General features: G+C 62.7%; 13 protein-coding genes. 5 read left to right on the top strand and 8 right to left on the bottom strand.

The annotated features are described in order from the left end of the window. Nucleotides 1-10 precede the first annotated feature (10 nt). The 6 genes from gspE to gspG form a co-directional block, all read right to left on the bottom strand. Nucleotides 11-1,429, bottom strand: a complete 1,419-nt coding sequence (gspE, locus tag BFQ01_RS16755) for a type II secretion system ATPase GspE (RefSeq protein WP_065926135.1) — start codon at nucleotides 1,427-1,429, stop codon at nucleotides 11-13. Nucleotides 1,430-1,781: 352 nt separating this feature from the next. Continuing rightward, a complete protein-coding gene (gene gspD, locus BFQ01_RS16750; protein WP_065926134.1) occupies nucleotides 1,782-4,115 on the bottom strand; it encodes a type II secretion system secretin GspD in 2,334 nt (777 codons plus the stop codon). Continuing rightward, nucleotides 4,112-4,621, bottom strand: coding sequence for a type II secretion system protein GspM (gspM, locus tag BFQ01_RS16745; protein WP_065926133.1), 510 nt, complete (start codon nucleotides 4,619-4,621; stop codon nucleotides 4,112-4,114). The genes gspD and gspM overlap by 4 nt, the downstream gene beginning before the upstream one ends. Beyond that, on the bottom strand, nucleotides 4,614-5,753 hold the full coding sequence (gspL, locus tag BFQ01_RS16740) for a type II secretion system protein GspL (RefSeq protein WP_065926132.1): 1,140 nt from the start codon (nucleotides 5,751-5,753) through the stop codon (nucleotides 4,614-4,616). Before gspL ends, gspM begins: the two co-directional genes overlap by 8 nt. Further along, a complete protein-coding gene (gene gspK / locus BFQ01_RS16735; protein WP_065926131.1) occupies nucleotides 5,750-6,673 on the bottom strand; it encodes a type II secretion system minor pseudopilin GspK in 924 nt (307 codons plus the stop codon). Before gspK ends, gspL begins: the two co-directional genes overlap by 4 nt. A gap of 8 nt (nucleotides 6,674-6,681) precedes the next feature. Beyond that, nucleotides 6,682-7,131: a type II secretion system major pseudopilin GspG gene (gene gspG / locus BFQ01_RS16730; protein WP_065926130.1), complete on the bottom strand. Its 450-nt coding sequence runs from the start codon at nucleotides 7,129-7,131 to the stop codon at nucleotides 6,682-6,684. A 137-nt stretch (nucleotides 7,132-7,268) separates the two neighbouring features. Between gspG and gspI the strand changes: the two genes are divergently transcribed. Next, a complete protein-coding gene (gene gspI, locus BFQ01_RS16725) occupies nucleotides 7,269-7,655 on the top strand; it encodes a type II secretion system minor pseudopilin GspI (protein WP_065926129.1) in 387 nt (128 codons plus the stop codon). A gap of 4 nt (nucleotides 7,656-7,659) precedes the next feature. Here gspI and BFQ01_RS16720 read toward each other — a convergent pair whose 3' ends face one another. Then, nucleotides 7,660-8,091 carry a type II secretion system protein N gene (locus tag BFQ01_RS16720; RefSeq protein ID WP_065926128.1) on the bottom strand — a complete coding sequence of 144 codons (432 nt, stop codon included), beginning with the start codon at nucleotides 8,089-8,091 and terminating at the stop codon, nucleotides 7,660-7,662. A gap of 68 nt (nucleotides 8,092-8,159) precedes the next feature. Between BFQ01_RS16720 and gspH the strand changes: the two genes are divergently transcribed. Together gspH and gspJ are read left to right on the top strand one after the other, a co-directional pair. After that, on the top strand, nucleotides 8,160-8,621 hold the full coding sequence (gene gspH / locus BFQ01_RS16715; protein WP_065926127.1) for a type II secretion system minor pseudopilin GspH: 462 nt from the start codon (nucleotides 8,160-8,162) through the stop codon (nucleotides 8,619-8,621). Next, on the top strand, nucleotides 8,618-9,223 hold the full coding sequence (gspJ, locus tag BFQ01_RS16710) for a type II secretion system minor pseudopilin GspJ (RefSeq protein ID WP_065926126.1): 606 nt from the start codon (nucleotides 8,618-8,620) through the stop codon (nucleotides 9,221-9,223). Before gspH ends, gspJ begins: the two co-directional genes overlap by 4 nt. A 10-nt stretch (nucleotides 9,224-9,233) precedes the next feature. Here the strand turns inward: gspJ and BFQ01_RS16705 are convergent, their stop codons facing one another. After that, nucleotides 9,234-10,151 carry a LysR substrate-binding domain-containing protein gene (locus BFQ01_RS16705; protein WP_027603431.1) on the bottom strand — a complete coding sequence of 306 codons (918 nt, stop codon included), beginning with the start codon at nucleotides 10,149-10,151 and terminating at the stop codon, nucleotides 9,234-9,236. A 186-nt stretch (nucleotides 10,152-10,337) separates the two neighbouring features. Here BFQ01_RS16705 and BFQ01_RS16700 point away from each other — a divergent pair, with 186 nt between their 5' ends. Continuing rightward, nucleotides 10,338-11,858 carry an ABC transporter substrate-binding protein gene (locus tag BFQ01_RS16700; RefSeq protein ID WP_027603430.1) on the top strand — a complete coding sequence of 507 codons (1,521 nt, stop codon included), beginning with the start codon at nucleotides 10,338-10,340 and terminating at the stop codon, nucleotides 11,856-11,858. A gap of 81 nt (nucleotides 11,859-11,939) precedes the next feature. Continuing rightward, nucleotides 11,940-12,857 (top strand): ABC transporter permease, encoded by a 918-nt coding sequence (locus BFQ01_RS16695; protein ID WP_065926125.1) that lies wholly within the window; start codon nucleotides 11,940-11,942, stop codon nucleotides 12,855-12,857. Nucleotides 12,858-12,861 lie beyond the last annotated feature (4 nt).

Genomic DNA, 12,861 nt, shown 5'->3' with positions numbered 1-12,861 from the left:
TAGCGATTCATCAGGCGTCCCGTGTCACGCGCAGGATTTCTTCGGGCGCGGTGGCGCCGCTGCGCACCCAGCGCTCGCCGTCTTCACGCATGCTGAACATCCCCGCACGCCGCGCCGCCACGCGCAGATCCTGCTCGCCGGCGCCCTGGTGGATCAGGCTGCGCACCTCGTCGTCGACGCAAAACAATTCATGGATACCGGTCCGCCCGCTGTAGCCGATCTGGTTGCACTGCGCGCAGCCCACCGGGCGCCAGGTGCCGGGCGCGGCCGGGTCTTCCTGTTTGCAATGCGGGCACAGGCGGCGGACCAGGCGTTGCGCCAGCACGCCCAGCAGTGACGAGGCCAGCAGGAACGGCTCGACGCCCATATCGATCAGGCGGTTGACCGCCGACACCGCATCGTTGGTGTGCAGGGTCGCCAGCACCAAGTGCCCGGTGAGCGAGGCCTGCACCGCGATTTGCGCGGTCTCCAGGTCGCGGATTTCACCGATCATGATGATGTCCGGGTCCTGACGCAGGATCGCCCGCAGCGCCAGGCCGAAGGTCATGTCGATCTTGGCGTTGACCTGGATCTGGCTGATGCCCGGCAGGTCGTATTCCACCGGGTCTTCCACGGTGAGGATATTGCTGGTGCTCGCATCCAGCCGTGCCAACGCCGCGTACAGGCTGGTGGTCTTGCCGCTGCCCGTGGGCCCGGTGACCAGCACAATGCCGTGGGGCTGGCGGATCAAGGTGTCGAGGCGCGCCAGCAACTGCGGCTCCATGCCCAGGGTCTCCAGTTGCAAGCGCCCGGCCTGCTTGTCGAGCAGGCGCATCACCACCCGCTCGCCATGCCCGGTGGGCACGGTCGACACACGAATATCAATCGGCCGCCCGGCCACGCGCAGGGCGATACGCCCGTCCTGGGGCAGGCGTTTTTCGGCGATATCGAGCTGGGCCATGATCTTGATCCGCGACACCAGCGCACCATGCAGCGCCTTGCGCGGCGACACCACATCCCGCAACGTGCCGTCGACGCGGTAGCGCACCACCGAATGGCTTTCATAGGGCTCGATGTGAATATCACTGGCCTCGTCCCGCGCTGCCTGTGTGAGCAAGGCGTTGATCATACGAATCACCGGCGCGCCATCCTGGGTGTCGAGCAGGTCGGTGATTTCGGGCATGTCCTGCATCAGGCGGTCGAGGTCGACCTCGTTCTCTGCCGCGCCCACCACGGCGGCGGCGCTGCCCGTATCGGCATAAGCACTGGCGAGAAGGCCGTCGAGTTCATCGTCGCGTACCTGCTCAACCCGCGACTGGCCGAACTGGCGCCGCACTTCGCTGATCGACCAACCGGGGGTGGAGGGGCAGACGGTCAGCAGCATGCCGTCGTCGCCGGGACGCAGGAGGATGCGTTGGGATTTGGCCCAGGCGTAAGGGAGAAGGCTCACAAGACATCTTCCTGACCGAGCGCGGTCACAAAACAACGTACCCGCGATGCGAAGCGAGCCGCTTTTGATCTTGATCTTCGGCGCCCCGTAAAACCACGCTGGCCGAACGCAGGCTTGAATCCGTGGGTAACCCGGCAGGACGCCGGGTTAGCCGTCCTGGGCCAGGGATGGCCCATGACGGCGGCCCACGGATTCAAGCCTGCGTTCGGGCACACCGAGCCTAGGCGAGGTGCCGAGTGGTGGGGCGAGGACCTTTTGGTTACTTTTGGGTCCTTCCAAAAGTGACCCGCTGTAAGAGCGGAACCATAGGTGGCCGTTACCGCAGGAATGGATATGTACACGGTCAAAATGTTCACGGTCGCCCCCCAGAAACCGGCACCGCCCGAATCACCGCCCTCGGCCCCTGCTGCTGCCCGCCCGGAATAGCCTTCTCCACCGCCGGCAATTGCGGCGCCTGCACATCCGGCATCGCCCAGCTGTGTTCCGGCTGGGAATGGCCCTGGGCACGGCGCATGTAGTCATAGCGGTTCAGGGTGATCGCGCGCCCGGCCCCACTGTCGCGGATGATATACGGGCGCAGGAACACCATCAGGTTGGTCTTGGTGACCGCCCGGCGTTCATTGCGAAACAGCACACCCAGCCCCGGAATGCTCGACAGCCACGGCACGGCTTCATTGCTCTGGCTGTAACCGTCCTGGAGCAGGCCGCCGAGGACCATGATCTGCCCGTCGTCGAGCAAAATACTGGTGTCGATCGCGCGCTTGTTGGTGACGATCCCGGCCGACGCGGCGCTGCTGGACGCGCGCTCATCGATGCTGCTGACTTCCTGGTAGATATCGAGTTTGACCGTGCCACCCTCGGAGATTTGTGGGCGCACATTCAGCTTCAAGCCGACCTCTTCACGGGTGACCGTCTGGAACGGATTATTGCTGGTACCGCCGCCACCGGTCACGTAGCTGCCACTGACAAACGGGATAGTCTGGCCAACAAAAATACTGGCCGCCTCGTTATCCAGGGTCAGCAGGTTCGGCGTCGACAGTACGTTGCTGCCGCCTTTGCTTTTAAGCGCGCGGGCCAACACCTTGAGGTCCATGACCTTGCCAATGCCGGGCACATCCACGGTACCGTTGATAAAGCCGAGGCTGAGCCCGCCGGGCAGCACGTCAACGCTGGTCTTGCCATTCAGGTTGAACCCCGCGCCGCCCAGGTTAGTCCCGCCAATCACGCCTTTGCCGGCCAGGTCGCCGCTCTGCCACTGCACGCCGAACTCATTGGCATCGTCCTCGCCGACTTCAACGATAAGGCTTTCAATCACCACTTGGGCGCGGCGCTGGTCGAGCATGTCGATGACTTCACGCAGGTTGCGGTACAGCGGCTCCGGGGCAGAAATCAGCAAGGTGTTGGTGGTCGAGTCGGCCTGGAGGGTCACGCCACCGGCGGTGAAGGCGACGTTTTGCTCATTCGTTTGCCCGCCGGCCTGGCTGCTCGAGCTGCTGTTCGTCTGCTCCGACTCATTGGCGCTGGTGGTACTGCCTTGGCCACTGCCCTGCCCGGTCTGGCTGCCGGAGATATTGGCACCCATTGTGCTGAGGGCCGACCGCGCATTGTCACCGCCACCGCTGTCGCTTTCACCGGTCAGCAAACCGCGTAACGACTGCGCCAGTTTCGCGGCCTGGGCGTTGCGCAGGTACACCACGTGCAAATTGCTTGGGTTGGCTTGGGCGTTATCCAGCTTGTAGATCAAGTTACGCGCCAACTCGGTTCGCTCCGGGCTGCCGGCACGAATCACGATCGCGTTGGAGCGCGGGTCGCCCACCACCGTGATTTTCTGCGTCGGATCGCTGCCCGGCTGCTCCAGCAGTTGCGAGACCATCTCGGCGATATCCACGGCGATCCCGTTTTGAACCTGCACCACGTCGGTGTCGATGGCGCTCGGTGTGTCGATGCCGTCGATAAGCTGCGCCACCCGCGCCAGGTTCTCGGCGTAGTCGGTGACAACGATGGTGTTGTTGCCCGGATAGGCGTTGATCGGGTTGTTTGGCGAAACGATCGGGCGCAGTACCGGGATCAGGTTCACCGCGTTTTCGTATTGCAGGCGGAAGGTGCGCGTGAGCATGCCGCTGCCGCCCGGCTTGTCGGCACTGTAGATCGGCCCGCCGAGCAGCTTGGCATCGGCCTCGGGCACCACGTGCGCGATACCGCCAACATCCACCACGCTGAAGCCCTGCATGCGCAGTGCCGCCAGCAGCATGTCGTAGGCCTGATGCGCCGGCACCTGCCCTTCGGAAACCAGCGTGAGGGAACCCTTGACGCGCGGGTCGACCAGGAACTGCTGCCCCGTCGCACGGGACAACGCCCGCACCACGGCTTGAATGTCGGCCTCGACGAAATTCAGCGTGACCGGTTGATCGCCCAAGGGTTTGCTCGGCGCCACGCCGCTGTGACCGGCACCGCTGCCACGTGTGGGGTTGGTAACCTTGTGCAAGGGCCGCGACTGCCGTTCGATTTGCACTTGCGCACGCTGCCGGTCTACCAGGGCATCGCCGCTGCGCTGGGTGGTGGCCAGGGGCAGGCCGAGCTCACTGTCCTGGGGTAAATCCGCCGTGGGCTGCGCGCTGCACGCACTCAGTGCGAGCAACAGAAACGGCGCAGCCGTACGGACATAATGGGAACCTGACCACTTCATGATGCTTCCTTAGCGCCGTGCATCCGATCCATACGGACGGTTCCTGTGAGAGTGCCTGCCGTGTTGTCGACCGAGGCTTCGCCGGCGCGCTGCAAACGAGCCTCCACCACGTCCAGCGAGAATTGCCCTGGGTCACTCAATAACCAGCCGAGCACCGCATCGGCGGGGGCCGAGTCCAGTGTCAGTTGCCAGGACGCATCCTGGGCCTGTAACCGGTAGTGCCCCGCCAGTCCGGCGGCGTCGAGGGATTGCCGCAATGAGTGTTCAAGGTCCAGCCCGACAGGCGTGGTGACCTCGCGAAGCAACAGCGCCAGTGCCTGGCTCTGGGCGCGCAGCTTCGGGGTTTCGGCTTGCCAATAGTCTATGTTCTTGAGCGCTGGCTGGATCAGCGACAGCCAGACCAACAGGCTGGCGAGAAACACCACCGCACCGCTGAGCATGGTTTTTTCCCGCGGGGCCAGCGCTTTCCAGCGCCCTTTGAAGGCCATCAGTCTCGGATTATTCATCGTCGTTTTCCACGCTGGAATCACCCTCTCCCGACGCGGGTTCAGCCATCGCACTCAGCGTCCAGATGCGCTCGTTGCGGTGGGCGGAAAGTCCCGCCTGGCTCAGCGCAGCCTGTACAGCGCCGTCGGCAGCGGGAGTGGCTTCGGCGGTCATCTGCAGCTGCAACTGGCGCTCGCTGAAGGTCAACCGCTGGACGCTGCCGGCCATGAACGGCAGCGCCATGGCGGCTTGCTGCACCAGGTAAGCAAAGTCGTGATTGAGCTGCGCGGGCCCTCCCCCTTGCCGGTTCGCCAACTGCTGGCGAGCCTGTTGCAGAGGGTTGAGAATCACCGGCAGCTCGGGAAATGCGTGCTTCACGCGCTGGCTCATCTGCTGCTTGAGCTGCTGCCCTTGCGCAACCTCGCGGGCGGCGTAAAGGTTGAGCCCGGCCACCCAGACACCCACGGCCAACGCACAACAGCCCAACGCCCGCCCCCAACCGGCCGCCTGTGCAGTGCGCCGACCGACCCCGGCGTGCAATCCCCAGCCAGGGGCAGCGCCGTTCCAGCGCTGATGGTCCACGGGCCACAGCACACTTTCGCCGGTGGCGGCGAGCGCTTCCAGACGGTCCTCAACCAACGGTTCCACCGCCCCATGGGCGAGGGTGAAACGCAGCAGCAACTGGCCCTCTACCACACATCCATTGACCTGCCCGGCCGCTGGCACGGCTAAGCGGTAAGGCGCTGGATACAGGCCGCCCAGCTTCAATCCGTGCAGGCCAAGCAACTGACCGAGGCGATCCAGTACAGCCTTGGGCAGCCAGCTCAGGTGCACCTGTCCATCGGCATCTCGAGCGCTGTGCGCCACATGCATCTGCTCGCTGGGCCCCAGGATCAAGGCCTGCGCAGCGCAGGTAACGGCCGCATCGATACGGGACGCTGACAGCGGCGGAAGTTCAATGCGCGTAAGTACCGTGTCCATGGGGTGAAGGAAACACTCGACGGCCTGAGACTTGACCTGTTGTCCCAGCTGGCCAAGGGTGCTGATGCCGGTATGACTGACGTGCCCCTTGCGGTCCAGTTGCGCGAACTCAAGCTCGGTGTCCGACGTCAAGGACTCCAGCGGCGGCAAGGCAAGACGCAGGCGCGTCATACGCCCAGCCTCGACCAGATCACCCTGGGCATTGCGTCTTCCGGACGATGCAGCAGCGCAGCCAGGTGCACACGGCGCTGATTGCGGCGGGCTTGACCCTGGAGCAGGAACCACTCACTGGTGATCCCGACATTGAGTTCATCCACGTTCAGGTTGGGCAATCGCGCACGGTTAACGAAGTCGCCGCGATTGATAAACCACTGGCCGCGATCGCGCTCGGCGACCAACGCCTTGGCCTGCGCCCAGGACAAACCCGGCACCACCGCGGCCAGCACCTCCGCGCTGGCCGTATTGCTGTTGACCCAGGTGTTGACCGGAAGAATGCTGACGTAGTGCTCCAGCCGTGCCAAGACCCGCTCATTGAGGCCTTCGATACCGCGTAATTGATCAAGACTGCGCAGCATCGGCTGGGTGGCGGGTAATGGCGGGGGCGGCTGCCCCACTGTTGAGGCAACCGGCCTATGTGGGTAGGCCGCAATCACGCGTTGGCTGATGCGCTGCGCCAGGCGGGCCTCGACACCGATCATCTCGCACAACCGCTCAAAGCTGCGCATCTGCCCGAGATCAACAGACTCTTGGGCGATTAAATTGCGCAGGTTGAACTTGCCTTGCAGGTCCTCAAGGCGGCCTTCGAATTCGCCGTCCTGAGCGGTGTTGATCGGCCGGGCCCATGGCTGGTCAAGCCGCGTCAGCACATCCTGCTCGCGGGCGTCCCGAAGCAATCGCCGGCTGACTTCCAGGCCGCCCAGCAGTGATGCACTGCCCTGCACTCGCGCCTGCTCGGCCTCAAGTGAACGGGTAAAAACGCTCTGGCGGGTGAGCATGCCGGCGGCGAACACAGCGACCACCGCCGCGATCAGCATCGCGCTGATAATCGCCATGCCGCGCTGTTTCGCCCCTGTGGGCGAGTGTGATTTCATGGCCGCGCTTAGAGCTGCCAGGATCCGATATCGGCATTCACACCGTCGCCATCAGGCTGTCCGTCGGCACCGAGGGAGAAGATGTCGACTTCGCCGTTCGCGCCGGGATTCAAGTAATGGTAAGGACGGCCCCAGGGGTCGTTGGGCAGGCGCTCCAGATAAGAACGCCAGTTGGTATTTTTTGCATCTGCCGGGCGCTCGACCAATACCTTGAGGCCCTGGTTCATGTTGGGATAGGTGCCGTGGTCGAGGCGATAAAGCTTGAGCGCCTGCATCAGGCCGGCAACGTCCTGCTTGGCCGCAATCGCCCTGGCCTGGTCCGGACGGTCCAGCACTTTAGGCACGACAATCGCCGCCAGAATGCCGAGGATGACCACCACCACCATGATCTCGATCAGCGTGAACCCTTGCTGAACGTGGCGGGCGCGAGGCCCATATTTGATGCGCGCGAAATCCATATCCACCATCCTTGGCTTGATCCTAATTCGGCGCGCAGTGTAACAAAACTAACTATCTGGATAGCAAAAATAATTGGCCGCTGCCCGCGGCTCTCTGAGTGCTACTCTACGGCGTGTTTTTACGCCAAGAGTGACCCATGGAGCTGTCGCGCAAGGAGCAAGGTTTTACATTGATCGAGGTGCTCGTGGCCTTGGCGATCATTGCCGTGGCGATGGCGGCGGCGGTCCGCGTTGCAGGCTTGATGACCCAGAGCAATGGGTTGCTGCGCGACCGCTCGATGGCGCTGCTGTCGGCCCAGGGCAGGCTCGCCGAACTGCGCCTGGAGGGACGCCTGCCCAGGGGGCACAAAGCGTTTGACTGTGATCAGGGCCGCTTGCAGTTGCGTTGCGAGCAGAGCATCGCACCGAGCGCCGATGGACGCCTGATGCGCGTCACCCTGCAGGTGTCGGAGCGCAAGCGCGAGGCGCCACCGTTGGCGCGGGTGGAAACGCTGCTCAACCCGCCGAAGGCAACGCCCCAATGAGCGTTCAGGGTCGGGTCAAGCGCGGTAGCACCACCGAGTCCGGCAGCGTGCTGACCTTAATGCGGGTGTGCTGCGTGCCACGCTCAATCACTACCGCATCGCCCTCGATCGCCGCCAGGCGCACACCCTGGGCCAATGACTCGCCCACCCGAAAACTGCGCGGCGGCCCCTCGTTCAGGCTCAGGATCGCCACCGCCCCGCGCACGCCCGCCATCAGGCCGGAGACCTTGATGTCCACCACCGCCGGCTGGTTGGAAAACCACTGCAACGCCGGGGTATCCGGGCGAGCGGCCAAAACCGGCGGCTCGACTGGCGGCACCTGGGACTCGGCCGATGTCAGCAACACGGAAGACCAGACCAGCCCCCCCGCGAGCGCCGTGGCCAATGCCACTGCCTGCACCACTCGCGGCGCGGTCAAACGAAAAATAGCGACCACGACAAAACCTCCTTGTTGTCCTGCCGGGCAGTCTACAGGAGAGACCCACGACGAAGGAGCGTTGTGTCATGACCAAGGCCAATCAGCAAGGCTTCACCCTGATCGAGTTGATGGTGGTCCTGGTGATCATCGGCATCGCCTCAGCGGCGATCAGCCTGAGCATCAAACCCGACCCGTTGCAATTGCTGCGCAAGGACGCCAACCGCGTGGTCCAGATGCTGCAGATCGCCCAGGCCGAAGCCCGGGCCGACGGCCGCCCCATCACGTGGCGGGCCGACAATAAAGGGTTTCGCTTCAGTCGGCGCAACGCGCCCGGCGAGGGTTGGGATCACTTCATGAGCGACCCGCAACTGCGTCCCCGTGCCTGGGAAACACCCTCGATGAGCGTACGTGTAACCCCCAGGCAACCGGTGGTACTGAATGCCGAATGGTTTGCCTCGCCCTTGCAACTGCAGCTCTCGGATGGCCAGCACCGCCTCACCCTTCACCGCACGGCGACAGGACAAATACGCGTGGCGAACCAACCATGAAAACAGACCAGCACGGTTTTACCCTCATTGAAGTCATGGTGGCGATCATGCTGATGGCCATTGTCAGCCTGATTGCCTGGCGCGGCCTCGACAGCGTGAGCCGTGCCGACAGCCATCTGCAGGCCAGCACCGAGCAAACCGAAGCGTTGTTGCGCACACTCAACCAGCTGGACCGCGACCTGGCCCTGCGCGCCGGCGTTGAACTGAGAACGCCAGCCTTGAACGATGACGAACAGCCCGACGGGCTCGCCGCAATCAGCGTTCGCAGCTCCGACCAGCATGATTTTCAACTGAACGTGATTCGTAACGCAGCCCTTCCCGAAAACGGTCTGCAACGGGTGCGCTGGTGGCTGGAGGGTGACACGCTGTACCGCGCCACATCCGCAGCCAGTGATCGATACCCGTTGCCTGCGCCCAAAAAAGCAGTGGCCGTCTTATCCGGTGTCAGCGACCTGCAAGTGCGCATCTGGGAACCGGGCCAAGGCTGGCGTCAGCTGGCCGGCAACCGTAAAGCCGATCCCATCGGCCTGGAAATCAGCCTGACCCGCCAGACGCCGCAGGGGGAAGAACGCTATCGGCAAGTGGTGGGGCCGCTGCAATAACCTCATCTTTTCAAAGCCGCTTCGCCTTCGCCAGCTCAGCGATCAGAAAATCCCTGAACGCCGAAACCGCCGCCGGTAGATTGCGCCCAGCCATGCTTTGCAGTTCGATGCGCCGCGCCTGCATGCCTTCATCAAGGATCGGCAAGCATTGCAACTGCTTGTCCGCCACCTGTTGGTGCAAGGTCATTTCGCTGGCCAGGCTGATGCCTCCCTCTTCACGGACGAAACTGTAGAGCGCGGCAACGTAATTGGTGGTCAATACCGGGTCGAACAACAACCCCTGGACGCCGCAACAGATGTCGAAGAGTTGCCGTATCGTAGTGTCGGCCTTGGGTAACGCAATGGGCCAGGGTTGCAACTCGGCGAGGTTGACAGACTCCCGCCCGGCCAAGGGATGGGCATTGGAGACCACGGCAAAAATCGCCCCGCTCAGGACATGTTCGACCTTGATTTCCTTTTGCGGCGTCAGGCTGAACGTCATCGCCAGGTCGGCTTCACCGGAGCGAACCTTCTCGGTCGCTTCAGCGGGCGCACAGACCTCCAGCGTAAAATGAATGCCCTGATACTCACGCCTGAACGCGCTGATGCTCCTGGGCATGTATTCCAGGGCAAATCCTTCCGAACAGGCAACATGCACATGGCCCCGTTGCAAGCCGTGCAGCTCGGTAATTTCCAGCACCACCTGCTCGGCCTCAAGCTGCGACTTGCGCGCATACGCCGCCAGTCGCGCCCCCGCCTCGCTGAGCACCATGCCGCGGGCGCGACGCTCAAACAGGCTGGCATCCAGGGCCAACTCAAGCTTGGAAATTTGCCGGCTCACCGCTGATGCCGCCACATTCAGCCGCATTGAGGCCTCGCTGATCGATCCGCATCGGGCGACTTCAAGAAAATAGCGCAGTGCCGTGGACTGCACGCCATACAGCTGCATCGGAGCCCCCAAGGATTGCCTTTTCGGCAAAGGAAGTATCGAAATATTGTGCTTGCGGCATTGATAGCCCTTCCCTACATTCGTGTCCAGACCAAAAAAACAGCGCCCGACCTTTTCCTCCTCCTTCTACGCATTTGCGATTCGCTGCCCTTTGATTCAACCACTCTCGCCAACGGAGACGACGGCATGGGCATCAAAGGTTTCGCCTGCAGTATCGCGCTGATGGGCCTTATCAGCAGCTTTCCGGCGCATGCCGGCAAAGCCAACGACACCCTGGTTTACGCTTCCGACAGCGAGCCTGAAAACATCAGCCCCTATCACAACGATTTACGCGAAGGCGTGATTCTCGGCCGGCTGATCTGGGACAACCTGATCTACCGCGATCCCAAAAGCGGCGAATACAAACCCATGCTGGCTACCAGCTGGAAGCAGGTCGACGACACCACCCTCGACTTTGAGCTGCGCAAGGGCGTCAAATTTCACAACGGCGACGCCTTCACCGCCGACGATGTGGTGTTCACCCTCAACTACGTGGTGTCGCCCGAAGCGAAAGTCGTTACCGTGCAAAACGTAGACTGGATCAAGGGCGCCGAAAAAACCGGCGACTACAGCGTCCGCCTGTATTTGAAGAAGCCTTTCCCGCCGGCACTGGAATACCTGTCCAACGCCGTTCCGATGTTTCCCAAGCAGTACTTCGAGAAGGTCGGCCTGGCCGAATTCAGTCGCAAGCCCATTGGCACCGGGCCGTATAAAGCCGTGTCGGTGGTGGCCGGCGAAGGTGTGACCATGGAGATCAACAAGGACTACTTCCCGGACAGCCCACAAGGCAAGCCCCATATCAGCCACCTCAAGTTCCGCGTGATCCCGGATGCAGAAACCCGTCTGGCCGAGTTGATGACCGACGGTGTCGACTGGACCTGGCGTGTGACCTCGGATCAGGCGGTCGACCTCAAGGGTATGCCGAACCTGACCGTGACCAGTGGCGAAACCATGCGCATCGGTTTCCTGATTCTTGATGCACGTGGCACCTCCACTGAAAACTCACCGATGAAGAACCTCAAGGTGCGCCAGGCCATCAACCATGCGATCAACCGCAATGCGCTGGCCACGCAATTGGTGGGGGGCGAAGCCAAGCCCTTGCAGGTTGCCTGTTATCCCGGCCAGTTCGGTTGCGATACCACTGCGGCCACGGTCTACGACTATGACCCCGCCAAGGCCAAGGCGCTGCTCGCCGAAGCCGGTTACCCAAATGGCTTCGAGACAGAAATCTTCGCTTATCGCGACCGTGATTACGTCGAAGCCATCATCGGCAACCTGCGCGCAGTGGGCATCAACGCCAAGCTGCGCTACTTGAAGTACGCCGCCCTGCGCGATCAGCAACGTGGCGGCAAGGTGCCCATGTCGTTTCAGGCCTGGGGCTCGTTCTCGATCCTCGACACCTCGGCGTCGGCCGGTACCTGGTTCAAGGGCAATCCGGACGACAATATCAAGGACCCACAAGTCCAGGGCTGGTTGCAGACCGCCGACAATGCCCTCGACCCGCAAGTGCGCAAGGATAACTACCGCAAGGCCTTGCAGCGCATCAGCGAGCAAGCCTACTGGGCGCCGCTGTTCAACTACTCGATGAACTACGCCTACACCTCGGAACTCGCGTTCACACCGTACCCGGATGAGCTGCCGCGTTTCGTCGAGTCCACGTGGAAGTAATACGTAACCGGGCGCACGGACTCTCGTGCGCCACGGACACGTCCTCACACTTGTCATCCATTGGATATGAGGAAACTTGCCATGCTTGGATTCCTTCTGCGCCGCCTGGGCATCGCCATTTGCGTTGCCATTACCGTGTCGGTGATCAGCTTTTCGCTTTTGCACCTGTCCGGCGACCTCGCCACTGCCATTGGCGGACCGGAAGCCACCAGCGAACAGATCGAACAGATTCGCGTGCAGTACGGCTTGAACAAACCGCTGCCGACCCAGTACTTCAACTGGCTGGGCGATTTGCTGCGGCTGGACCTGGGCAACTCGTTTTTCTTTCAGGAATCGGTCTACAACCTCGTCGCCAGCCGCTTGCCGATTACCCTGGGGCTGGGTGCCATGGCGCTGGGGATCGCCTTGCTGGTGGCCATTCCACTGGGCGTGCTGGCCGCAGTCAAACGCGACACCTGGGTTGACCGGCTGGCCTTGAGCATCGCGGTGCTGGGCCAGGCGATGCCAAGTTTCTGGTTTGCGCTGATGCTGATCGTGGTGTTCGCGGTGACGCTCAAGTGGCTGCCGGTGTCCGGCAACGCGACCCTGTTGCACTTCGTCATGCCGGCCATTGCCCTGGGCTACTACGCGACGCCGGCAATCATGCGCCTGACCCGCGCCGGCATGCTTGATGTGCTCAGTTCCGATTACATCCGCACCGCCCGCGCCAAGGGCCTGCGCCCCACCCGCGTGCTGTTCAAGCATGCACTGCGCAACGCGCTGATTCCGGTCGTCGCGCTGGCGGCGGTGGAGTTCGGTTTCATGCTCGGCGGCTCGGTGGTGATCGAAACCGTGTTCTCCCTGCAAGGCATCGGGCAACTTGCCTGGGACGCCATCGCCCGTGACGACTTTCCGGTGGTACAGGCCGTGGTCCTGTTGATTGCGGTGATCTACATCATCCTCACGTTGCTGGCCGATGTGCTCAACGCACTGCTCGACCCGCGTATTCGCGTGCGCTAGGAGG

Source organism: Pseudomonas sp. 8 R 14, from assembly GCF_900005955.1.
GTDB classification, from domain to species: domain Bacteria; phylum Pseudomonadota; class Gammaproteobacteria; order Pseudomonadales; family Pseudomonadaceae; genus Aquipseudomonas; species Aquipseudomonas marginalis.
The sequence above is the reverse complement of the archived record's forward strand: the minus strand, read 5'-3'. Positions and strand labels throughout refer to the sequence as shown.